We start from the raw sequence: 25,240 nt of genomic DNA, 5'->3' as shown, positions 1-25,240 counted from the left end.
GATCCTGTCCTCAATTTATCAAAGTAAATTGACGGTAGTATTTTTTCCCATACATATATAATATGTATACTTGTACTACACTCTTGATGTTGTTATTTCAGTTCCTTTAAAGATCGCTTTCTTTTTTCGCCTCAACCCCTAAAAACGTCGCCGTTTCAGTGCCAAAGCGGGTGCAAAAGTAGAAAACATTTCTTTACAATCCAAATATTTTACAATACTTTTTTGAAAATAATTTACATTTATATTCATTGTATTTGATAATCATTTCAAAAGCAGCTGATTACAAGGATAAATAAAATCACTGTTTTTTTGACACATATTTACAATACTGGATCAATCCACACTCTTCACATTTCGGTTTGCGAGCTTGACAAATATATCTTCCGTGTAAAATTAGCCAATGATGAGCTCGTGATAAATATTTTTGAGGGATATTTTTCATCAATTCTTTCTCTGTTTGTTCCGGAGTTTTTGAATTATTAGTTAATCCCAATCTATTTGACACCCTAAAAACATGTGTATCGACAGGCATAGCCGGTTTATCAAATGCAACTATAAGCATAACATTAGCAGTTTTTCGCCCTACGCCGGGTAGAGATTCCAAGTCTTCTAATGTATCTGGCACCTTACCTTCAAAATCATTAACTAACTTCTTGGCCATACCTACTAGATTCTTTGCTTTATTGTTAGGATAAGAAATACTCTTTATATACTCAAATACAACATCAGGGCTAGACACTGCCAATACCTCAGGGGTCGGATAAGCCTCAAATAAGGCCGGCGTAACCATGTTTACTCTTTTATCTGTACATTGCGCTGATAATATAACAGCAATAAGCAAATGGAATGGAGAATCATAATCTAGCTCTGTCTCGGCAACAGGCATCGAAGCCTCAAACCACTCTATAACTTTTTTGTAACGTTCCTTCTTAGTCATATCTATATAAAAATAAAGTCCCTCACAAATAATGTGAGGGACTTCAAATATAATAAATTATTTCTTACCAGAATTTAACTCTATTATCTTCTACGCCAACTTTGTCTCTTAAAACAGACAAAGATTGAGACATTAGTTGATACATATTATTTTGTCTGATGGCTTGTTTAGATGTTGCAAAATCGAACTCTTTAGCTTCCTCTGTACGACTCTTCACTTCCACAACATATACCCCAGTTCTACCTTTCAAAGGAGAACTTACTTTATTTAATTCTCCTGCTTTAGAATACACATTCATAACAGGCTCATATCCTACTCCAGTAATATTGTTAGTTTGGAAAGTAACAAAGTTTGCTGTATCAATTTTCACATCAAGATTTTGAGCATATGCATCTAGAGATGTTAGATTCTTAGCCTTTAGATCTGTAATTATTTTCTCAGCTTTTTTGTTTGCTAAAATTTCAGCCTTCAAAGATGATGACACCTCTGACACTGGAATGTAATCTCCTTTAATCTCTTTTCTGATTACAGCAACAACTCTCTTATCAGATAAGTCAAACTTCTTAACTTCGCCTTCTTTTCCATTAAATGCCCAATGTATAACTGTTCTTGTTCCTACAGCCTGTCCTAAAGAAAACTCTGAGGGATGAACTGTTACATTAGTCATAACTGGATAACCTTTATCTAGTGCTGCTTTATCAAAGTTTTCCAGATTTCCGTTTTCTGCAACAAATTGATTCAGCTCATTATCTATACTGTTTTGAGTTTTATCGCTAATGATAACCGGCATTTCAACAATTGCTAATTTCACTTTAGCTACCGGAGCAGTCTTATCTGCTATTTTAATCAATTGCCTTGCGCCATTCACAGTCAAATTAAGAATTTCCCCTTTAGTTGCACCAAAAATTTCTTTTGCAGACATTCCAGCACGAACTAATGATATCTCATTAACCCATCCAAGAGAACCTCCATTTGATCCAGGATAAAGCTCATCAGCTATAGCTCCGAACTCTTTTCCTCCTTTGATTACTGAAAGTAAACTATCCGTCATAAATGCTGCACTCTTCTCATCCATTCCCTGAGGAAGTGGAATCATTTGCAATTGAACAGAGTCTGCTATATTTATTTTGTCTAAAACTTTGTAGGTTAAGAATGATTGATCTTCTCTAACTGGAGCTTGAACTGCACCAACGCTAGATGATTCAACAAATGCTCTCATGTCAAGAGGAAGTGATGAAACCCTATAGCTTACATCCACATATTGGCTTGCTGAATATTCATTTACAAGACCTGCTGCATTTTCTGTTGTTTTCAGTTTTTCGTAAACATCGTTGATTTCTTTTTCAACAACAGCATAATCTTCATCACTTGGAACAACTTCTTTTATAAAATATGATATTTTACGAAGATCTGTGTCAAGTTTGAAATTATTTTTGCGCTGATCGTACAAATCTTTAATTTCTTTATCTGATACCTGAATTGTTGAATCAGCAATAGATGAATATTTTTGAGAAACATATGCTATATCTGCAACTTTCTTTCCGTCTTCGAAAGTAGCTTTAGCTTCTGTTTGAGAAGGAACAAATGTTCCTGCTACAAGTGAAGCGTATTTCTCTTCTAAACGTTGATATTTCATCATATTTTGGATAAAAGCCCAAACTTGACGTCTCGCCATAATCTCTCCCCTTTGATTTTCAGGATAAGAATTTGGATCTTGGTTGATTTCTGACAAGAATTGCATTAAATACGTCTTATCAAACTGTCCTGTTTGAGGATTAGCAAAAAATGGAATTTGATATAGTATAGGAGCTACTACCGGACCATAAACCATATCGTTTAGCTCTTCGGAAGTAACAGCTAGTCCTAATTTTTCTGCCTCTTCATCAAGAAGCATTTCTTTAACCATTTGCTGATAAACACTTTCTCTTATTTGTGAAGTTGTTGCTTCATCCAAAGAGCTTTGCCCAGTCATCATCTTCTGAAAATTCTCAAATTCAGAAATTCTGTCTGAGTAGCTTTTGGTTGTTACCACTTCTCCATCTACAACGAACGCTTTGTCTCTTAACTTATTAACAAAGGTTGAAACCTCGCCCCAAGGGAATATAAATGCAAATAAGCCCAATGCAATTATAACCACTAACAGCGTAGATTGATTCCTAATTTTCTGTAATGCAGCCATTTAGTAATTAATTATTTTTATATTGTTTATTTTAATTCTTAAAAAATGCAACTTTCAGCTCGCGAAGATAATAAATTGAGATTGAATTTCATTCATAATTAGAAGACTATTCTTTATTTTCTTATTGTGCTTACACTATCCTTTTCCTCTATAGTGCCTTCTTCATCTTCATTTACGTAGATCAATCCCTTTCCTCTAGAAGACAATTCACCCAAAGACACAAATACTATATTTGTAAGCCGTTCGTCTGAGGAGAACTTAGAGGCATTTATCAGACCTCCTTCGGGAGAATTAATAGTTACAACCGAATCGGAATAAACCATTCGCTTCTGCTGATCCCAATAAAACTCAGGACTTGAATATGTATCTTTTGTTTGATGATTTTCGATAAATACATTTCCTGTCAACTTCCATAATTTTTTATCAGAGAAGTTCCATGCAGTATCTGCTTTTACCGAAACAACTATATTAAAAAGTGTATCAAACTGCTCTAAATATATCCCATCAGGGAAATACCAATAATCATCTTTTGCCCGATCATACATTTCCCATGTTTTAGCCAAAACCTTATATTTTATAATTCCTGAGTCTGATATCAATGTAGATACACTATCAGTATTTATAATAGGCATAGTCTCTTTGTCGTATTCATAATCGACAACGGACTTTGAATTGTCTTTACAAGATGCTAAAACAAATGGAATTGAAAAGAGCAATACCATAATGAAGAATAATCCTTTTCGCCTCAACATTTCTTTTTTTTTTCAAATGTATAAAAAAAAGAGCCTCAATTAAAATTGAGGCTTATTTTTTATTTTATATGTCATTATTGTACTTTTCGACGGAAGAACCAAAGTTCACTAAAATTAAGATTCAAAGAAACTCCATAATACTCTTCACTAATCATTGTACCTGTTTTAGGTTTCAATTTTTTGTATTCGAAATTGATATTAATATATGATGTTCTATAATCATAACTATTTCTAAATGGTATACCTAAACCAAAAGTAGCACCATATTCGTTAAAACCATCTATTTTTTTATTCTGATCTATAGCATTCAAATAAGAATTACCATAATTAACACCACCTCTATATTTCATTCTTTTGAAGATACTTCGTTCGTATTGATTAACCATATATTCAATACCAGCATTAAAACGCCATCTATCATTGAAACGATCTTTATCTCCAAGCTGATCACCCATCAGGGATGTGTATTTTACATCTGTCCACTTTTGATATGTAACATCAGCACCCCAGATTACACGATCATCATGATTATAAGTAAATCCGAAACCATACGATTCAGGCAAGCCTGCATTCACTCCGCTATGAGCTATAGTATCACTTTTTATCGCTGATCCTGAAGAATTTAACACATGGTGTTTATTATCATAATCGGCTTTAGAATTAATTTTTGGAGAATAAGTTGCACCTAATGTCAAATAATTATTCTTAGACAAAGGTATTTCATACTGTAAACCAAAGTCTAATTTCAAAGCTTTAAGATGAAGTTCTGTCAAATCAATAGATGTATTTGCCGAACCTGTAATACCTGCTATTTGAAGAGTATGGTCAATTGTTCCGAATAGATATGAAGCATTTGCACCAACAGACAACCCTTTCAAAGGAGTTTCATATCCTAAACCTCCATATATTTGACTCAACCCACCTGAGCCAGAGAAAGCTTTTGTTGATGATAAAGACCCTTCTGTTTCAGTATTACCAAACTTGTAACCTACAGATGAGAAAGGTAATATACCAAGACTTAAACCAAGTTTCTTAGACAAAGGAACTAACATTGTTATATAATCAAGTCCACCTCCCGGTTTAGTTGCAGAATTAACACCATCACTCATCTTTCCACTTCGATAGGTGACACCTATATCAAAAAGGAAAGTCATTGAGTCTACTTTCGAATATGAAGCCGGATTCATAGGATTAGCACTACGACTTGTTCTAAGTCCATAACCTATTCCCCCCATACCTTTAGAAGGTCCTACAGCTTGGTCTTTCAACACACCATAACCATATCTACTATAAGGTGAATCTGTTTGAGCACTGATTATACCTACGACACATGTCATAATGGCTATTAAAAGGAGTTTCTTGCTTTTCAACATATATTTAATTCAGTTTTATCTATCTCGATTCTTAGAAATCTCACTTGAGACGAATACTTGTTAATAAGGAATTTCTGCTATCCTATCAAGAGCGATATACTTTCAACTTATAAACACAAAAATGAAAGTTTTATTATCTCAACATTACATAAATCTCAAAAGACTGAAAGAATCTATTAATCACGACTATTCATTAACAATAGAAATTTGTGCAAAGTAAATTAAAAAAACTCAGTTAAGCGACTATTTGAATAAAATGTCATCTTTTTTCCCCTTAAAAATAGTTATTATTCTTATTTTAGTACCTTTGCACTCGATTATAGGCAGAATGGAAACAAAGTATAAAAACTACATTCATAAATACATAGATAAGCTTAAACCATTTAAATATATAGCATGGTTTCTTTGTCTCTTTCTAATCTTTGAACTTATATGGAAGATCTGCGTACATGTAGGAGAAGATGAAAGAATACTTTTAGTTTTAGGACAAGACCTGACAGCATATACTGAAGGCTTAAACTTATGGACAGCTCAATCTATATATTGGTTTATGCACGATATACTCGGGCAAGATGACTTTATAATCAATGACACTTTTCTATATTTCTCTGGGTCTTTACCTATCGAAATAGTATGGGGCTGTACAGGGATGAAACAACTATTCCTATTCACTTTCATTCTTATTTTTTACTTTGGTCCATGGAAGAAAAAACTATGGTACATCCCATTATGTATGCTCATACTTGTATTCATTAATATCTTACGACTTTCCACTATATTCTTCATCATCAGAGAACCCTTCCCTGAATGGTTTATTACTGTAAATGAGTGGTACAATGGTCATACTTGGTACAACACGCGAGAAGTATATTATCAATTTTACAGAGATTGGTACAACTTATTCCATCGCGATGTATTCACATATATCTATTACGACGGTGTTATATTTATTTTGTGGCTAATATGGGAAGAGAAGATAAGAAGACCTTTTAACAAATTTCTTCCAAATACAAGTTCAGAGTCTTCATCATCTCCTACCGCGTAGGTTTCCTTTATTCTTTGTTATAAATCTCCAATTATAAATCGGTAGGTAGAAATCCATTGGGATAAAACCCCAATAGTAATTGCCTGAATGAAAGTATTTCGCAGATTTATTAAAAACAATAAGCTGAGTAATAAAACGAACGAAGAAAATTAATAAAGAAATGCTTAGCAGCCCCCATTTACTATAGAGTATGCTATAAGCTAATATTGCGATTAATGCAATGTAGAAAATATACCTTGTTACCTTTTCAAAAGCAAATAGTGCAACTGCTCCCCCTTTAAAATATTTTTTTGCCAGTGAATATGATTTCTTTATTTGTTTCCACAAAGAGAAACTCACCAATGTGGTTTCAACAAAACTATCCTGCGAAATAGCAACAGCTGTATTTTCCCTTGTCATTATCTTGTTAATAAACACCTCTTCTCCGCTCTCAATATTCAGACATGCTGCAAACCCTTTATTATCAAAAAACAGTTCTCTCTTAAATGCCAAGTTCCTATAAGTACCAGTAAAGGCCTTTCTCTTTATGGCCATCGACAGATATCTCATACTAAAGAAGTGATTATCAAAGCGGGCAAAATAATTAAATAATTTCTTTTGTTTGCTGTAAAAAGAATATCCCAGAACGATCGCATACTTCTCTGACATTTCTTTCACAATAGAAGATATCCATCTCTTTGATACAGGCTTTGAATAAGGCTCAGTAAACAACAACACATCTCCTTTTGCAGCCTTTATACCTACAGTAAGAGCTAGTTTTCTCCGATTAAAACTTTCGTCATCTGTAGAAGAAGGTAAGAATGTATAATATAAATTAGGATGATGCAGCTTAAAATGATTCAAGACATCATCTGTTTCGTCTGTCGATCCATTATTTACAACAATTACTTCAAAATCTTCATATTCCTGATCTAAGATGAAAGGAAGATTCTTTGCTAATTCAGATCCCTCATTCTCAGATGCAATAATCACCGAAACTTTAGGTTTCCATGAATTATCTAGATCTACTTTATCTCCTCTCTTTTCTTTTTTTCTAGCATAAGCATACGGTTTTCTATAATAATTGAAATAATAAAACAACTGTATTATAAAAAAAAGGAACAGTAGAGAAATAGCAAATATCTCAATATAGGAAAATGTAAAATATGATAATAATTGTTCAAACATTGTATAAAATCTTTATAAAAAATAAGAGCCATATAGTTCAATACGACTCTTAACTATATAATTACTAATGTATATTATATTTTATCTGAATAATATGCCTTCGGAAGTTCTCTGCAGTTATATTGTGAAGCCATAATTTCACCATATGCTCCTGCTGAATATATAACAAGGATGTCTCCCCTCTTAGTTTCATTCAGTTCGTAATCTTTAGCAAAAACATCTGAAGACTCACAGATAGGACCAACAATATCATATTTTTTGAGAGGTAAATCCGAAGATATATTTTCTATTTTATGATAGGCTTGATAAAGCGCTGGACGGATAAGATCTGTCATTCCTCCATCTACAATAACAAACGTCTTTTCTTCCCCCTCTTTCACATAAGTGGTACGTGTTATCAATGCTCCACTTTGTGCAACCATGGCTCTGCCTAACTCGAAATGAACAACCTGCCCCTCTCTTAGTTTAAGTGAACTATGAAAAAGAGCAAAATATTTCTCAAAATCGGGAATTAAATTGTCTTCAGGATTATTATAATCGATACCTAATCCCCCTCCTACATTTATATGCTCTAGTTTAATATCCTGAGCTTCAAAATAGTCTTGCAATTCATTCACCTTATCACATAATTGTGAAAACACTGAAAGATCTTCTATTTGAGACCCCACATGAAAATGAATTCCGGATAGCTTAATACCCTTTAAAGTTTTTAATCTTTCCAAAACATCTTGAAGAGCCGAAATACTAAAGCCAAATTTATTTTCGTTAAGCCCTGTTGTAATATACTCATGTGTATGAGCATCTATATTAGGATTAATACGAAGTGCAACCTGAGCTATTTTCCCCTTTTTATTTGCCAACTCATTTATGACTTCCAATTCGGGTAATGACTCTACATTGAAACAGAAGATATTAAGATCTAATGCCAGATTTATTTCTTTATCAGTCTTACCAACTCCTGCAAAAACAATTTTAGATGCAGGAAAACCGGCATTAACAGCAGCCTTTATTTCATTACCACTTACACAGTCTACACCGAAACCTTCTGACGCTACAATTTCGAGTATTCTGCGATTAGCATTTGCTTTAACTGCATAATGCTCATGGAATCCATATTTTTTCGTTTCTCCTTTGACTGTTTTTAAAGTCTTCCTCAGTAGATCCATATTGTAGTAATAGAAAGGTGTCTCGATTCCTTTCAATTTTTCAATAGGAAAGTTCCCTTTAGTCATCCGAATTTATATATTAATTAAACAATTTATCATTTAATATCTGAAGAGTATTCTCTTTGTCTTTTTTAGCTATCAGGAAAGAGAAGTTATATTCACTTCCCCCATAAGATATCATCCTTACCGGAATACCGCTAACGGCATCCAGTATTCTTGCTGCAAAACGAATATCTTTAGTATTCAAGTCTCCAATTACAGAAACAAGCACCATATCATTATCAACAGATACTGTTCCGTATTTTTTCAAGTCATCAACAATTAATTGAAGATTTTTATCATCATCTATTGTAAGAGAGACTCCAATCTCGGATGTCACAAGCATATCTATAGATGTCTGATAACTCTCAAATACTTCTGTAATCTTACGCAAAAAGCCGTGAGCAAGCAACATTTTACTAGACTTCACCTTAACTACTGTAATATTATCTTTAGCCGCAACAGCCTTTATTTCCTTGCTATCTGTGTCATTAGAGATTAAAGTACCCTGCCTGTCCGGATACTCTGTATTCTTTAAGCAAACAGGTATATTCGCCAATTTTGCAGGAAGAATACTTGATGGATGTAAAATCTTCATCCCAAAATAGGCAAGCTCTGCAGCCTCATCAAAGTTTAGATGCTGTATTGGTATTGTACCTTTAACATAACGAGGATCATTATTTTGCATCACATCCACATCTGCCCATATTTGCACTTCGGTAGCCTCGACAGCAACACCTACAAGTGAAGCAGTAAGATCGCTTCCCCCTTTGCGCAAATCATCAATCTCGCCATAGGCATTTCTACAAATATACCCTTGTGTAATATAGAAATCTGAATCTTTCTCTGCCCCCAACATAGCTGTCAACTGTTCTTTGATATAAACAGAATCTGGTACTGAATTTTTATCTGTTCTAATAAAATCTAAAGCTGGTATCAAAGCAGTATTAGCTCCTTTTTCTTTCAAATACAAGTATATCAACTCTGAACTCAACAACTCACCTTGAGCCAAAACAACGCGCTCTTCAAACAAAGTGAATAAATCTTTCGTAAAGGTGCGAATATAGTCGAATTTCTCTCCAACAAATTGATTAGCCTTTGCAATAGTTTCATCTTGCTCGTAAAGTTCTTTAACCAACTCAACATAGCTCTTCTCTAAGGCATTAATGATTTCGATAGCCCCCTCGTGATTTTTCTTATACAAATAATCAGAAATTTCAGTTAGGGCCTCAGCCGTACCGCGCATAGAAGAAAGAACAATTAAATTTCCTTTTTTCCTCATTATTATATCAGCAACCTTACGAACCTTTGCTGCTGAAGCTATAGATGCACTACCAAATTTTAAAACTTTCATGCCTGAGATTTTTATAATTCAACTAACTCGCAAAATTATAAAAAAAACTGAGCATTTGTTTCATTATAAAATAGATATTTATTTTTTATTCAAATACTTATTATAAAAAACTAGCAAACAACAATTTATAGATTAGATAAACATAACAACCATTTTTTATATAAAATATTACAATAGTTTTTTTTCTTAAAACAACAATAAAAAAATCACTTTAACTAAAATATTAGATTTTTATTACTACTTTTGTGCTTCAGATATTCACAAACAAATTTGTGTATTTGAAGATGAAGAAAAAGAAAATAGATCAACATTTAGCCAAAATAAAAATAAAAGGAACGATATCATTAATATCTCGTTCCTTTTTTTTTGTCTCTAAATAGCGATTAATCACAATTTATACTCTTATAAAAATGTATTTAGACAAACCAGTAAAACTTATTCTAGATGACGGCACAGAGCTTACAGGTAAATCCTTTGGAGCTGAAAAAGCGAATGCCGGAGAGGTTGTATTCAATACTGCTATGGTAGGCTATCCGGAAAGCCTTACCGACCCTTCTTACTTGGGACAAATTCTTGTAGTAACGTTTCCTCTTGTTGGTAACTATGGAGTACCTGACGAAACTTTCACTAACGGAATTTCAGACTTCTTCGAATCAGAGAAAATTCAGGTTAATGGGCTGATTATTTCTGATTATTCTCACGAATATTCACATTGGAATGCTAAAAAAAGCCTAGGAGATTGGCTTAAAGAACATAATGTCCCTGGCATTTATGGTATCGATACAAGAGAACTTACAAAAATCCTCAGGGAAAAAGGATCGATGAAAGGCAAAATTATTTTCGAAAAAGAAGACGAAATTGATTTTTATGATCCAAACTCAGAAAATCAGGTAGGAATAGCCAGCTGTAAGGAGGTTATTGAATACGGGGATGGAAAAAAAACAGTTGTATTAGTAGACTGCGGTGTAAAGCATAATATCATACGCTGCCTACTAAACAGAAATGTAAAGCTAATCCGAGTGCCTTGGGATTATGATTTCAACCAGCTGGAATGGGATGGTTTGTTTATCTCTAACGGGCCTGGAAACCCAGACTATTGTGAAGAAACTGTAAAGAATATAAGAAAGGCAATGGAGAGCAACAAGCCTATATGCGGTATCTGTATGGGGAATCAATTACTGGCTAAAGCAGGAGGAGCAAGCACATATAAGCTAAAGTATGGGCATAGAAGCCACAATCAGCCTGTAATAATAGCGAATGGTACAAAATGTTTTATCACCTCTCAAAATCATGGTTATGCTGTAGATAACGAGACCCTAAATCAGGATTGGGAACCGTTATTTATAAATCTGAATGATGGAACAAATGAAGGGATTAAACATAAATCAAAGCCATTCTTTTCGGCTCAGTTCCACCCGGAAGCTGCAAGTGGACCTACTGACACCTCCTTCTTATTCGACATGTTTATTGAAAAATTATAATCCAACTATATAAAGTATCAACTAAATGGATATAGATATTAAAAAAGTATTGGTGCTCGGTTCGGGAGCATTAAAAATCGGAGAAGCCGGAGAATTTGACTACTCTGGATCTCAAGCCCTTAAAGCCCTTAAAGAAGAGGGCATTGAAACAGTTCTGATCAACCCTAATATTGCTACCATACAAACTTCTGAAGGAAGTGCTGATAAAATATATTTCTTACCGATTACTCCTTACTTTGTCGAAAAAGTAATTCAAAAAGAAAAGCCACAAGGTATACTCCTTGCCTTTGGAGGACAAACCGCGCTAAACTGTGGTGTACAACTATACGAAACGGGAATTCTTGAAAAATACAATGTACGTGTACTTGGAACTCCGGTACAAGCTATTATGGATACCGAAGACCGTGAGTTATTTGTAAAGAAACTTGACCAGATAGATGTAAAGACAATAAAAAGTCATGCTGTAGGCTCAATTGAGGATGCAGTAAAAGCTGCAAACGAATTAGGCTACCCGATCATTATACGAGCAGCTTACGCACTTGGAGGATTAGGCTCCGGTTTCTGTGACAACGAACAAGAGCTAAGAGTTCTTGCAGAGAAGGCACTCTCCTACTCTTCTCAGTTATTAGTAGAAAAATCTCTTAAAGGGTGGAAAGAAATAGAGTACGAAGTTGTAAGAGACAAATACGACAACTGTATTACTGTATGTAATATGGAAAACTTCGACCCGCTCGGAATTCATACAGGGGAAAGTATCGTTGTTGCACCGTCTCAAACATTAACAAACTCCGAGTTCCACAAGTTACGTGAACTGGCAATACGAATAGTAAAACACATAGGTATTGTTGGAGAATGTAATGTTCAGTACGCATTCGACCCTGAATCGGAAGATTACAGAGTGATTGAAGTGAATGCTCGTTTGAGCCGTTCTTCTGCACTGGCATCTAAAGCAACGGGTTACCCCCTGGCCTTTGTTGCAGCTAAATTAGGACTTGGATATGGTTTATTCGAATTGAAGAACTCTGTAACAAAGTCCACATGTGCTTTCTTCGAGCCAGCCTTAGACTATATAGTGGTAAAAATTCCTCGTTGGGACTTAGGTAAATTCCACGGAGTTTCGAAAGAAATCGGATCAAGCATGAAGTCTGTCGGAGAGATTATGGCTATCGGACGTACTTTCGAAGAGGCGATTCAAAAAGGACTCCGAATGATCAACATCGGCATGCATGGTTTCGTTGCAAACAAGCCGGTTGAAGTAGATGATCTGGATAAAGCATTAAGTAATCCTACCGATAAACGTATCTTCTGCATCGAAGAAGCTTTCAAAAGAGGATATACAATAGAGCAAATACACACTTTAACAAAGATAGATCTCTGGTTCTTACAGAAACTTCAATACATATTTAAATGTTCGAAAGAACTAGAGCAATACAATATAGTTCAGGAACTTCCTCTTGACCTGATACGTACAGCAAAACAAATGGGGTTTTCAGACTTCCAGATAGCCAAAATTGTCAGTAAAGACTCGTCTCTGGCAGAACAGCTATCCTACGACGTTCGACAGATTCGTAAAGCAAATGGCATAGTCCCTTGCGTGAAACAGATAGATACCTTAGCAGCAGAATATCCTGCACAGACAAACTATCTGTACATAACATATAATGGAGATGAAAACGATGTTAAATACCTTGGAGATAAACGCTCTGTTATTGTATTAGGATCAGGAGCATACAGGATCGGATCTTCAGTCGAGTTTGACTGGTGTTCGGTTAATGCTCTGCAAACTGTGAGAAAAGAGGGTTACAGATCGGTAATGATCAACTACAATCCCGAAACAGTATCTACAGACTACGATATGTGCGACCGTCTATACTTCGATGAATTAACATACGAACGCGTTATGGATATTATCGAGCTGGAAAATCCTCATGGTGTTATACTCTCTGTAGGGGGACAAATACCAAACAACCTTGCCCTTAGACTGGATGAAGCTAAGGTAAATATCTTAGGCACATCAGCTAAAAACATCGATAATGCTGAAGACAGAAACAAATTCTCGAGCATGTTAGACCGGATTGGAGTAGATCAGCCACGATGGAAAGAACTTACTTCTCTGGAAGATATAAAGGGTTTTGTTAACGAAGTTGGCTACCCGGTACTGATTCGCCCTTCTTATGTACTATCAGGAGCTGCAATGAACGTATGCTCAAATGATGATGAACTAGAAAACTTCCTCGGATTAGCTGCAGAGGTTTCTAAAAAACATCCGGTTGTGGTTAGTGAATTTATCGAAAATGCAAAAGAGATCGAGATAGATGCAGTAGCAAACAAAGGTGAGATTGTGGTTTATGCGATATCCGAACACGTTGAATTTGCAGGAGTACACTCCGGTGATGCAACAATACAGTTTCCCGCTCAAAGACTTTATATAGAAACGGTCAAAAGGATTAAGAAGATAGCAAAGCAAATAGCGAAAGAACTTGAAATTACAGGACCTTTCAATATGCAATTCTTAGCCAAAGACAATGACATAAAGGTTATAGAATGTAATCTTAGGGCATCTAGATCATTCCCTTTTGTTTCAAAAGTTTTGAAAATAAACTTCATAGATCTTGCAACCCAAGTGATGCTTGGAAAAGATGTAGAGAAACCAAATAAAAACGCTTTTGACCTTGACTATGTCGGAATCAAAGCTTCACAGTTCTCATTCTCACGACTACAAAAAGCAGACCCTGTATTAGGGGTCGATATGGCTTCTACTGGTGAAGTTGGATGTATAGGAGACAACTTCTATGATGCAATGCTTAAGTCAATGCTATCAGTCGGCTGTAGAATTCCTAAGAAGACAGTCCTATTTTCTACGGGTCCTACAAAATCAAAAGTAGGTTTGCTCGAAGCGGCAAAACTATTACATGCTAAAGGGTATGAGATATATGCTACTGATGGCTCTCAAAAATTCTTAGTAAACAATGGAGTTCCTGCAACACAAGTCTTTTGGCCTAACGATAATCAACAGCCAAATGCATTAGAAATGATCCAAAACAAACAAATAGACCTTGTAGTAAATATTCCGAAGAATTTTTCTACAAACGAACTTGATAACGGATACAAAATCAGACGAGCTTCTATAGACTTTAATGTTCCTCTATTAACCAACTATAGACTTGCATCTGCTTTTATACAAGCATTCTGCAAAATGGATATAGAAGATATTGAGATTAAAGCCTGGAACGAATATGAGTAGTCTATTATTATAGACTTTATATGAAGAGGGAGCCTTAGTAAGCTCCCTCTTTTATTTTCCGCTTAACAAATAAGTGTTAAACACAAAATGAAAAATCCGGTCTTTTATCATTTTATATAAAAATATTGAAAACAAAGCTTTTAAAATTTACTCTTTTAATATAATATGTTTATATTGCGTATAAATTAGCGCTTAGATCGACTTAATACTATACAAAAATGCTATTTATACTGTGATAAAACATTCTCAACTACTACATATACTCATTTCTATTATTTTTTTATCATGTTCTTCAAAGAGTGATGAAAATATAGCAACGTATACTGTTTCAAGTAAAAATTTCGAAAACACTATAATTATTGATGGATTTGTAGAGCCTGTACGTACTACTACTTTATCTTGCCCTAGGTTTGTAGATGGAGTTGTACAATTTATTATAGAAGACGGAAACTATGTAGAGGAGGGAGAAATTGTTTGTATCATAGAGGCAAATGAGCTTCAAACTCAATATGATCAACTAGTTGTTAATCTTGAGAATTCACGGGCTCAACTAAATACAACAAAGGCTACTCTAAGCTCCGAATATGCTATGTTGGAAGCCCAAGTAAAGAGTAATGAAGCCGATGCCCAAATAGCACAATTAGACTCCCTACAGTTAACATATAGCCCCGATAATCAAAGAAAAATAAAAGAACTTGAATTAGAAAAAGTATCTATAGAGAAAAACAAATACGAAAAAAAGTTGAAGTCTCTTGCTATTATACAACAGTCTGAAATAAGAAAGCAGGAAATAGAGATCCAACGTAACGAACAGCAGGCTAATTCTATTAAAGAACGACTAGATCAATTAACAATCAGAGCACCTAAAAAAGGACTTGCAACAAGAGCAAAAAGCCGTATGACAGGCACGAAACTGAAAGTTGGTGATAATGTTTGGAACAATGTACCTATCATAATTATGCCTGAGATGGAAGAGGTAAAAATTAAAATTATGGCTCCCGAACAAGATTACAAACTTATCAATATTGGAGATAGCGTACAATATACATTTGATGCAATACCCGACAATATAGCCTGGGGAAAGATTAAGCAACGTTCACCAGTAGGACAGCCAATTAATAGGGACTCTAAAGTAAAGCTATTCGAAATAGAGGCAACTGTAGACAGTATGATTACCATTCCCGATCCGGGATTTACGGCCAACTGTCAAATATGGCTCAAACAAATAACAGATACAATAGTAATTCCACAAATAGCTGTATTTGAGGATGATTCTATCCGAGTTGTATATGTAAAAAAGAATAACAAATTTGAGAAAAGACAAGTTCTGACAGGTCTATCATCCCCTAAAGAAGCTATAATAACAAAAGGTCTTTTAAGAGGAGAGGTTGTCAGTCTGACCAAACCAGATCCATCATCTATAAAAAACACAAAATTACTACCCGATTCTATTTCTAAACCACCGAAGAAAGAGAATCAAACAACAGAGAAACCGAGTAATTCATAACTTCATATAGCACTGATATGAGAAACAATATTAAGGAAATACAAAAAACCGCTTTCATTTTATTATTTATCTTTTTCTCTTTCGCTTGCTCCAAGAAAGAGACCCAGCAAGTACCAACAGGGAAAGTTGTAAAAGGAGTTTTCTATATTGATATATATGAAGAAGGAGAAATAGAAGCAATAAACTCAATTAATATATCTGCACCTGTTATTTCTTGGAGGTATGGTAATTTAAAGATTACCCAAATGATTAAAGACGGAGAAGAAGTGAAAGCTGGAGATACATTAATACATTTTGATCCATCTGATGTGAGAAAAGGAATTATCGAAGCAGAAGGCAGATTAGAAATAAGCATTGCTGAACTTGAAAAAATGAAAGCTCAGCATGAATCTGACTTAGAAGAGCTAAAAGCTGATTATGAAGTTACCCGTATTGCTCAAGAAATATCGAAGATTAATTTAGAAGCGGCTGGTTATGAATCTGAAATCAAGAAAAAAGAAATACAATTGAATCTCGACAAAGCTGATATTTCTCTAGATAGAGCAAAGGAGCAAATAGACAGTCGAATAAAGATACAAAAGGAAGAAGTTCGTCAGAAAAACCTCTCGATTGAACAAGATCGATCCAGACTCAATGAGGCACATGAAACATTAAGAAAATTATCTGTAGTAACTCAGTCTCCGGGGATTGCAATCATTAGTCGCAACTGGAGTAGTGGAAATAAGTTTCAGATAGGAGATCAATGCTGGGCTGGTATGCCTATCATTTCTTTGCCTGACTTATCAGCCCTTAAGGCAACTGTAAACATCAATGAGGTAGATATAGCCAAAATATCGAAAGGATTGAAAGTAGAAATAAAACCCGATGCTTTTTCTGATAGTATTTTCACAGGAACGGTTAATTCTGTAGCCAACTTGGCTATAAACAAGGAAGGAAGTAATAAAATAAAAGTATTCCCTGTACAAATATACTTAGACAGAACTAACAAAAATTTATTACCTGGGATTACCGTTAGTTGTAGAATAATTATTGACGAAATAAAAGACACCTTATACGCACCTCTAGATGCTGTAAAGAATGAAGGTGATAAATATTATGTTTTCAAGAAAAAAGGTTCTGGCTATGAGAAAGTGGAAATAGAAACAGGTACTAGCAACTCTGACTTTATCATCATCACCAAAGGTCTTAAAGAAGGGGATGAAATAGCTTTAATCGACCCTTTTGCACAGGAAGAAGAAACGACCAAAGAAGAAACAAATAAAGAATAATATGATGAATAAATACACATTATCCAAAATATGTTCGTTATTAATAGTCTTGATTCTATTTTCTTCCTGCGAGAATGATTTAATTAAAGATATTCTCTCTGGTGAAAAAGAAAAAGGAAAAACAATTATAGAAACAGGCGAACTGGCTGCTGTTAATTCGAAATCTTTTATTTTAACCAGATACGGTCAACGTTGGTATCAGATGAAAATTATCGGAATCTTAGAACATGGTAGTATTGTTAACGAAGGAGATTCAATCATTCAATTAGATCCTACAGATATAAAAAAATTCATTGTTGACAGGGAAAGTGATATGGAAACTCAGTTAGCTACGCTAGAAAAAATGCGAGTTAATCAAGAAAGTAAGAATAGTGAATATGATTCTAAAATAAAAAATGAACTGGCAACATTCGAACTAAAGAAAATAGAGTTAGAAGCTTCCAGATTCGAATCTGAACGTTTTCGAAAGATTAAAGAACTTCAGTTTGAACAAGCAAAGATCACGTTGGAAAAAGAAAAGAAGAAGTTAGAATTAAATAAGATTATTGATGCTAACGATTTTAAGATTCAAGAGATTCGAGTAAGACAAATTGAAGATGAAATAGAAAATTCATATAATATATTACCTGAATTAACTATAAGAACCCCTATTTCCGGAGTATTCCAAATTGCTAATAATTGGGCTACAGGCGGCATGATAAAAGTAGGTGACCAAATATATACGGGAAATAACCTAGCCAATGTACCGGAACTTAAATACATGAAGGTTAATACTTTTATCAACGAAAATGATTTCTTAAAGATAAAAGTAGGGCAAAAAGTAGCTATTCGGTTAGATGCAATGCCCAAAATAGTTTTTGATGGAGAAATCGCTTATATAGGGAAATTATGCCGCAGAAAAGATAATAAATCTCGTGAAAAAGTTTTCGACGTAGAAGTGAAAATTAATAAACCAGATGAGAGATTAAAACCTGGTATGACCGTTAGTTGTGAATTTTTAGAAAGTTAGTAAAAAGATTATTATGCAGTTTGGAGAAAATATTCGTCTAGCCCTTTCAGGATTATCTGATCATAAATTCCGTTCATTTCTAACAATGTTAGGAATCATTTTCGGAGTAGCATCAGTCATAGCCATGCTCTCTGTTGGAGAAGGAGCAAAAAGGGAAGCTATAGCTAAATATCAGGACTTAGGAGTCAATAATATTATCGTTCGCGAGAAAAAACTAACAGATACCGAACTTGAAGAAGTGAGAGCCAAGTTTTCTCAGGGCTTATCTATTCAAGATGCTGAAGTTATCAAGGAAATTGTTCCGGGAGTTCAACAAGTAGCCTCTCAAGCCGAGATTAGTTCTGATGTAAAATACACCGATAAATCTGTAAAATCTACAGTAATTGGAGTTACTCCCGAATTTATCAGTATGCTGAACTATAAACTAGGAAGCGGAGATTTTATAAATAAGCAACACTACGATCAACGGCTCAAAGTATGTGTACTTGGTGCAAGTGTTGCAAAAAGTTTATTCAAGAATGAAGACCCTATTGGCAAAATGGTTAAAATTGAAGATCAATGGCTGGAAGTAATCGGGGTTCTTGCATCAAAAACTCTTTTTACGGAGACTGTAGGAGAACTAGCGGCCAGAGACCTAAACGTTGATGTCTATGTTCCTCTCTCAATGTTCTTAAGCCGGTTTACAAGAGAGAACGTTCTGACAAGTGAGATTCAGCAAATAACTGTACAGATCGACAACTCAGGACGATTGGTAGAAGCATCAAAACTGATAGACGAAATACTCAAAAGACACCATTTCAATAACAATGACTATGGAATCGTGATCCCTTACGAATTGCTTAAACAAGAGGAGAAAGAAAGACAAATCTATAATTTCCTTTTGGGCGCTATTGCAGCCATATCACTACTTGTGGGAGGAATAGGAATCATGAATATTATGCTGGCAACAGTTATGGAAAGAACACGTGAAATTGGTATTCGCAGAGCAATAGGTGCTCGCAAATCCGATATCATGAGTCAGTTTGTAACAGAAGCTGTTGTTATAAGTATTACCGGAGGGATAATAGGCGTACTTCTCGGAGTAAGTCTTTCGCTTTCTGTTACCTTATTTACAGATATAAGCACGCATGTAAGACCATATTCTATATTTATAGCCTTTGCTTTCTCGGTTATTGTAGGTATTAGCTTTGGCTATTTACCGGCTAAGAATGCAGCGAATCTGAAACCTGTAGAATCAATACGTTACGAATAAAACCAACAGCTATGCTAATAGAAATATCCAATCTGACTAAGAAATATATAATGGGAGAAATGGAAGTTCCTGCTCTTATTGATATTAATCTGCAAATTAAAAAAAATGAGTATGTTGCCATCATGGGACCATCAGGATCGGGTAAGTCCACACTCATGAATATTTTAGGCTGCCTAGATACACCTACCACCGGTCATTATTTCTTTAATGGCACGGATGTAAGTACGCTTGATGATGACTCATTATCAGCCATGCGCAACAAAGAGATTGGGTTTATTTTTCAGAACTTTAATTTACTTCCCCGACTTAGTTCTCTCCAAAATGTAGAACTCCCCCTTATTTATTCGGGCGTTCCTGCACATGAACGAAAGGAAAGAGCGCTATCAGCATTAGAGAAGGTAGGACTTTCCTCTCGCGTAGGTCATAAACCGACAGAATTAAGTGGAGGTCAGAAGCAAAGAGTTGCTATTGCCAGAGCATTGGTTACAAGTCCGGGAATATTGCTTGCGGACGAACCAACCGGTGCCTTAGATTCCAAAACTGGTGAAGATATAATGAGATTATTCCATGATCTGCATCAAGAGGGAAATACAATTATATTGATTACACACGAGCAAGAAATAGCTAACTATGCAGACCGAAATATCTACATAAAAGATGGAAGTATCCATTCGGATCAGATAAACGGGAATAAGACACAAGTAAAACAATCATCATCTCTTATCAATATACAATAATATGAAAAAGACACTCTTTACTGCTCTGATATTAATTATCTGCAGTCTTTCAATAAAGTCTCAGACTACTCATCATTTAACATTAGAAGAGAGTATAGAAATAGCTAAAAGTAAAAGTTTGAGAATGAAACGTCTTGAACAAGATCTCAAAATTGTAGAATATAATCTTAATACAGCCAAGAGCCGTTTAAAAACCCATATTGATCTTAGTCTTACAGCCCCAAGATATACAGAGACAATCAGGCAGTTTGAAGACAGCACCGGAGTATCTTTTTATTCTGTTAAGCAACTTGATTATTCTACTGATTTAGAAATATCACAGCCTTTACCTACTGATGGTCGAGTTTTTATCAATGGGCGCGTGAGGGGCTTAAATGATTACAATACCGATTTACGGGCGACTGAACTTAATGCTCAGATTGGTTTTTCTCAACCTCTTGATGCTTTCTACGGATACAATTCGGTAAAGTCGTCACTCAAAACAGCTGAACTTAATTTTGAAAGAACAAATAAGGTTTTGAAAAGAGAGGAGTTGAACCTGATTTATCAAGTCAGCAGCTCATATTATGGTCTATTATCTTCTCAAAAGAATGTAGACATAACCAAGATGAATCTGGAAAGGCAAACTGAAGCCTATGAGATATCAAAAAACAAATATGAAGCTGGATTGATTAGAGAAGTTGACGCACTGCAAATGGAAGTTGACTTGGCGCAAGCTCAAAACAATTATGACATTGCTGTTCATGAACAAACTTCAGCCGTTAATAGCTTCAAAGACCTCATTGGCCTTGACCTAGCGGACAGTGTCCTTCTGAACACAGACTTAAAATACGACATAGTTCTTGTTGACCCCGAAAAGGCTGTTGTATTGGCAAAAAAGAACAGACATGAGATAAGAGAACAAGATATCCAGATCGCTCTACAAGATATTAGTATAAAACAACAAAAAGCAGAGGGGATGGTCAAAGCTAGTATTGATGGTTATTTCCAGAAATATGGAGTAAGTAATCTTAATGTAAGTAATAATTTAACAAATTCGATAGACAAGGCTTATACCAACTTTAAAGACCGACCGCTGAACTATGGAATCGGACTTACAATACGAATTCCAATATTAGACTGGGGCGAAAATAAATCTCAGGTAAGAGCTGCTCAGGCAAGGCAAAAACAGTACATCATTCAGAAGGAAGAAATAGAACGAGACATAGAAACAGAAGTTCGCAATCTGGTTTCAAGATTGAATAGTAATTTAAAACAACTGCAACTATTGAAAAAAAGTGTTGCTGTTGCAGAAAAAAGTTTCGATATCACACTTAAAAGATATTCGGATGGAGATATAGATAGCCAAGCCTTGGCTTTAGAGAGAGATCGTTTAAATAACTCCTACTCTACTCACCTTAGAGCATATGTGAATTATCAATTGAGCATTGCCGATCTGATGCAAAAAACATTCTACGACTTTAAGAATGATAAAGAAATAGAATAAAATCAACTTTATATAAAATATTAAAATACCCTTGTAGAATTTACAAGGGTATTTTTTATACACCCTTACTCTTTCCGTAAATAATATCTATCAACATATTAATATTATTAAAGATATAATCAATATTATTAATTATTTATTGTATATTTACAAAAAAAGAATACAATTATGTTACCTTGTAAATGTCCTAGCTGCCAGAATCAACTAAAAGTAAAAAGTTTAGTTTGCGAAAATTGTGAAACTCAGGTTCATGGTCTGTATGAGCTACCAATCTTGGCCCAACTATCTGTTGATGAACAAAACTTCATCCTCAAATTTGTGAAAAACAGTGGAAGTTTGAAAGATATGGCTAAAGAGTTAGGCTTAAGCTATCCTACTGTAAGAAACTTACTTGATGACGTTATCAAAAAAATAAAAAACTATGAAAAGTAAAATTAGTAGCTGGCTATTTAATCCTTTCAAGTATATAGCCGGAGCAGAAGCTCTTATTCTAGGAGTCATAATAATGGGTATAATATCCTTTGTCGGTTATCTGGGTAACACCCATTTTGATGGTGTAATTGATATACACTATGGATGCAACGAATCTCCGAACCCATATATACCACATTTAATATATCAAATCGTTAATTGGGCTTGTATGACCATTGTATTTTACGTTATCGCTAAAATCACTACAAAAACAGACTTTCGCTTTATCGATATTGCAGGGACATTAGCGTTATCTCAGGCTCCATTATTATTTGCTGCTATTACAGGTATTTACCCGGATGTACATCTTTGTTTAGGTAATCTGGATACAACACAGATTAATACAGTTTTGGAAATATTAAAAGAGAATATAGTGGCTTTACTTATTGCAAGCTTGATCTGTATATTATTTACAATATGGTCTATTATACTCAAATACAATGCATACTCTGTGTCAACAAATATAAAGGGAATCATAGGTGGAGTCTCTTTTGCGATTGCTTTAATTGTCAGCGAAATACTCTCTAAGGTAATCTTAATTCTATGTTCATCATTCTTCTAAGACTAATCTAAATTGCATTAATATGAAAAGATTTTGTATGATTATTCTGATTGTAGCAACCTCTATTTTTAATTGTTTTGGTCAACTTATTATAAACGAAGAGCCTATTATCCTTGATACCGAATCGGGGAAAATATACGGTACATTAAGAGTTCCTCCTACAAATAATAAATCCGTGCCAATAGCTATACTTATTGCAGGATCGGGGCCGACGGACAGGAATGGCAATCAGCCTCAAATGCAGAACAATTCTCTTAAAATGTTGTCCGAAGCACTATTTTATAATGGTATTGCGACATTAACCTTCGATAAAAGAGGCATAGGAGAAAGTAAAGATAGTATGAAGAGTGAAGCTGATTTACGATTCGAAAATTATATTAATGATGTAAAAGCTTGGATCAAATTGTTAGAAGCAGATAAGCGCTTTTCTGAAATATCTATTATAGGTCATAGTGAGGGGTCATTGATAGGGATGATTGCCTCTCAGAATACACCTTCAGTGACGAAGTATATCTCTTTAGCCGGAGTTGCTGAACCTGCTGCCAATATTTTGAAAGAACAATTAAGTAAACAATTAGTTACGCAACCCAAATCTGTACAAGATTTAATTTTCTCCTACATAGATAAGTTAGAGAATGGCGAGATGATAGAGGATGTTCCGATGTCTCTTAATTCATTATTTCGCCCAAGTGTTCAACCTTATATGATTTCTTGGTTTAAGTATGATCCTCAAACTGAAATTAAGAAGTTGACTATTCCTGTTTTAATCGTTCAAGGAGCTAATGATGTACAAGTTACTTCCCAACAGGCAGATCTACTACAGAATGCAAACCAGAAAGCACAAAAATATATTATCGAAAATATGACTCACGTTTTGAAAGATTATGACCAGACAGATATGATCAGCCAACAAGCAGTATACACTAATCCTACTCTACCTCTAAATAAAGAGCTAGTTGAAATTATTATTGATTTTTTAAAGAAAGAGAAATAACACACTAATATTTTTTAATACCTATAAAGTTATAGTCCTATAAGTTTTTACTCTATAAGACTATACTTTAATACATTAAGATTCTATTTTAAACATTATTCATCATAGAAAGGCTCTGTTTATTTGAAAAAATGTGTATATTACACATCTAAATCTTCTTACCATGAAAAGAATAGACAGACGTAAATTTATCAAAGCGGGGATGCTTGGGGTTGCTGGCTTATCCTTATCAAATAATTCAATAGCGGGACTTAGCAATTTAGTGTTTGACAAAAATTACACAGTTGATAAGGTAAGTTTGGGTAACACCGGTATAAGTATGTCACGCATAGGACTAGGAACGGGAACTATAGGTTATAATCATGGTTCGAATCAGACACGCTTAGGAATGGATAGTTTTGTCAACTTGGCTCGCCATGCCTACGATCGCGGAATGAGCTATTTTGATATGGCAGAATCTTATGGTTCTCACCCATATGTAGGAAAAGCAATTAAAGGACTTCCCCGCGAAAATATAACATTATGTACTAAAGTCTGGACTCACCCCGATGGCTCTGATAAAATAGAAGCTGTTGAGAAAACGCTGGATCGTTTCAGAAAAGATTTAGACACAGATTATATAGATATATTGCTGATGCATTGCCTGATGGAAGGGAACTGGCCAGAGACTAGAAAATATTACATGGACGAATTCTCGAAAGCAAAGCAGAGCGGTATACTTAAATCTGTAGGAGTTTCGTGTCATAATTGGGATGCAATGGCTGAAGCCGTTGACAATCCATGGGTAGATGTCATATTAGCAAGAATAAATCCTTTCACCACGCATATGGATGGTACACCTGAAGATGTGAAGAATCTTTTGAAAAAGGCGCGAGATAATGGTAAAGGAATCATCGGAATGAAGATTTTTGGAGAAGGGAAAAACACAAGTGATGAAGAGAGAAGTAAATCTCTACACTTTGCTATCAATGAATCAAATATCCACTCTATGACTATCGGATTAGAATCTATAGTACAAGTAGATGACCTCATAGACAGAACAATGAAAATAGTAAATGACAATACTCCTATTTAATAGTTTTATATAAAAACTATACTACTTAGAGAAGATACAGAAAATAAATTGAATGGATATCAAAATTTAAACGACAGACTTAAAAAGAAATCATTCGTTTCCTCAAAAAGTTGTTTTATTTTTTTATTTCAATTTATATCGG

Annotated in this window: 20 protein-coding genes; 13 read left to right on the top strand and 7 right to left on the bottom strand. The window is 34.7% G+C overall.

Annotated features, from left to right (window positions below; all coding sequences use genetic code 11):
* Positions 1–298 precede the first annotated feature (298 nt).
* The 4 genes from nth to DHU68_RS14165 all read right to left on the bottom strand — a co-directional run bounded on the left by nth (position 299) and on the right by DHU68_RS14165 (position 5,241).
* Complete coding sequence (nth, locus tag DHU68_RS06355) at positions 299–937, bottom strand: endonuclease III (RefSeq protein WP_108822129.1); 639 nt, start codon at positions 935–937, stop codon at positions 299–301.
* A gap of 64 nt (positions 938–1,001) precedes the next feature.
* Positions 1,002–3,116, bottom strand: a complete 2,115-nt coding sequence (locus tag DHU68_RS06350; protein ID WP_108822128.1) for a SurA N-terminal domain-containing protein — start codon at positions 3,114–3,116, stop codon at positions 1,002–1,004.
* A gap of 113 nt (positions 3,117–3,229) precedes the next feature.
* A complete protein-coding gene (gene lptC / locus DHU68_RS06345) occupies positions 3,230–3,868 on the bottom strand; it encodes an LPS export ABC transporter periplasmic protein LptC (RefSeq protein ID WP_255412461.1) in 639 nt (212 codons plus the stop codon).
* Positions 3,869–3,942: 74 nt separating this feature from the next.
* A complete protein-coding gene (locus DHU68_RS14165) occupies positions 3,943–5,241 on the bottom strand; it encodes a hypothetical protein (RefSeq protein WP_160111089.1) in 1,299 nt (432 codons plus the stop codon).
* A gap of 328 nt (positions 5,242–5,569) precedes the next feature.
* On the opposite strand from DHU68_RS14165, the gene DHU68_RS06335 reads away from it, so the two are divergent.
* The gene (locus DHU68_RS06335; protein WP_108822127.1) at positions 5,570–6,286 is read left to right on the top strand and encodes an exosortase/archaeosortase family protein; all 717 of its coding nucleotides are present in this window, start codon (positions 5,570–5,572) and stop codon (positions 6,284–6,286) included.
* Here DHU68_RS06335 and DHU68_RS06330 read toward each other — a convergent pair.
* The 3 genes from DHU68_RS06330 to DHU68_RS06320 all read right to left on the bottom strand — a co-directional run bounded on the left by DHU68_RS06330 (position 6,269) and on the right by DHU68_RS06320 (position 10,012).
* A complete protein-coding gene (locus tag DHU68_RS06330; RefSeq protein WP_108822126.1) occupies positions 6,269–7,453 on the bottom strand; it encodes a glycosyltransferase in 1,185 nt (394 codons plus the stop codon). The two genes, DHU68_RS06335 and DHU68_RS06330, sit on opposite strands and share 18 nt — an antisense overlap.
* 74 nt (positions 7,454–7,527) lie before the next feature.
* Positions 7,528–8,685: a diaminopimelate decarboxylase gene (lysA, locus tag DHU68_RS06325; protein WP_108822125.1), complete on the bottom strand. Its 1,158-nt coding sequence runs from the start codon at positions 8,683–8,685 to the stop codon at positions 7,528–7,530.
* Positions 8,686–8,698: 13 nt separating this feature from the next.
* The gene (locus tag DHU68_RS06320) at positions 8,699–10,012 is read right to left on the bottom strand and encodes an aspartate kinase (RefSeq protein ID WP_108822124.1); all 1,314 of its coding nucleotides are present in this window, start codon (positions 10,010–10,012) and stop codon (positions 8,699–8,701) included.
* Positions 10,013–10,422: 410 nt separating this feature from the next.
* Here DHU68_RS06320 and carA point away from each other — a divergent pair, with 410 nt between their 5' ends.
* The 12 genes from carA (at position 10,423) to DHU68_RS06260 (ending at position 25,098) form a co-directional block, all read left to right on the top strand.
* Positions 10,423–11,493 carry a glutamine-hydrolyzing carbamoyl-phosphate synthase small subunit gene (gene carA, locus DHU68_RS06315; RefSeq protein WP_108822123.1) on the top strand — a complete coding sequence of 357 codons (1,071 nt, stop codon included), beginning with the start codon at positions 10,423–10,425 and terminating at the stop codon, positions 11,491–11,493.
* 25 nt (positions 11,494–11,518) lie between these two features.
* On the top strand, positions 11,519–14,737 hold the full coding sequence (gene carB / locus DHU68_RS06310) for a carbamoyl-phosphate synthase (glutamine-hydrolyzing) large subunit (RefSeq protein ID WP_108822122.1): 3,219 nt from the start codon (positions 11,519–11,521) through the stop codon (positions 14,735–14,737).
* A gap of 232 nt (positions 14,738–14,969) precedes the next feature.
* On the top strand, positions 14,970–16,244 hold the full coding sequence (locus DHU68_RS06305; protein ID WP_108822121.1) for an efflux RND transporter periplasmic adaptor subunit: 1,275 nt from the start codon (positions 14,970–14,972) through the stop codon (positions 16,242–16,244).
* 17 nt (positions 16,245–16,261) lie between these two features.
* Complete coding sequence (locus tag DHU68_RS06300; RefSeq protein ID WP_108822120.1) at positions 16,262–17,512, top strand: efflux RND transporter periplasmic adaptor subunit; 1,251 nt, start codon at positions 16,262–16,264, stop codon at positions 17,510–17,512.
* Between the two features lies 1 nt (position 17,513).
* On the top strand, positions 17,514–18,521 hold the full coding sequence (locus DHU68_RS06295; RefSeq protein WP_160111088.1) for an HlyD family secretion protein: 1,008 nt from the start codon (positions 17,514–17,516) through the stop codon (positions 18,519–18,521).
* Positions 18,522–18,534: 13 nt separating this feature from the next.
* Positions 18,535–19,773 (top strand): ABC transporter permease, encoded by a 1,239-nt coding sequence (locus DHU68_RS06290; RefSeq protein WP_108822118.1) that lies wholly within the window; start codon positions 18,535–18,537, stop codon positions 19,771–19,773.
* 11 nt (positions 19,774–19,784) lie between these two features.
* Entirely contained in the window at positions 19,785–20,510 is a 726-nt protein-coding gene (locus tag DHU68_RS06285) for an ABC transporter ATP-binding protein (RefSeq protein ID WP_108822117.1), read from the top strand.
* A gap of 1 nt (position 20,511) precedes the next feature.
* Positions 20,512–21,996: a TolC family protein gene (locus DHU68_RS06280; protein WP_108822116.1), complete on the top strand. Its 1,485-nt coding sequence runs from the start codon at positions 20,512–20,514 to the stop codon at positions 21,994–21,996.
* 168 nt (positions 21,997–22,164) lie between these two features.
* On the top strand, positions 22,165–22,428 hold the full coding sequence (locus DHU68_RS06275) for a DUF2089 family protein (protein ID WP_108822115.1): 264 nt from the start codon (positions 22,165–22,167) through the stop codon (positions 22,426–22,428).
* Positions 22,418–23,029 (top strand): hypothetical protein, encoded by a 612-nt coding sequence (locus DHU68_RS06270; protein WP_108822114.1) that lies wholly within the window; start codon positions 22,418–22,420, stop codon positions 23,027–23,029. Before DHU68_RS06275 ends, DHU68_RS06270 begins: the two co-directional genes overlap by 11 nt.
* A gap of 22 nt (positions 23,030–23,051) precedes the next feature.
* Positions 23,052–24,023, top strand: coding sequence for an alpha/beta hydrolase (locus DHU68_RS06265; RefSeq protein ID WP_108822113.1), 972 nt, complete (start codon positions 23,052–23,054; stop codon positions 24,021–24,023).
* Positions 24,024–24,186: 163 nt separating this feature from the next.
* Positions 24,187–25,098 carry an aldo/keto reductase gene (locus tag DHU68_RS06260; protein WP_255412460.1) on the top strand — a complete coding sequence of 304 codons (912 nt, stop codon included), beginning with the start codon at positions 24,187–24,189 and terminating at the stop codon, positions 25,096–25,098.
* The last annotated feature ends 142 nt before the right edge of the window (positions 25,099–25,240 follow it).

The sequence above is a fragment of the Dysgonomonas sp. Marseille-P4361 genome (assembly GCF_900343125.1).
Lineage (GTDB): Bacteria > Bacteroidota > Bacteroidia > Bacteroidales > Dysgonomonadaceae > Dysgonomonas.
Note: the sequence above shows the minus strand (reverse complement) of the source record. Positions and strands in the feature narration are given on the sequence as shown.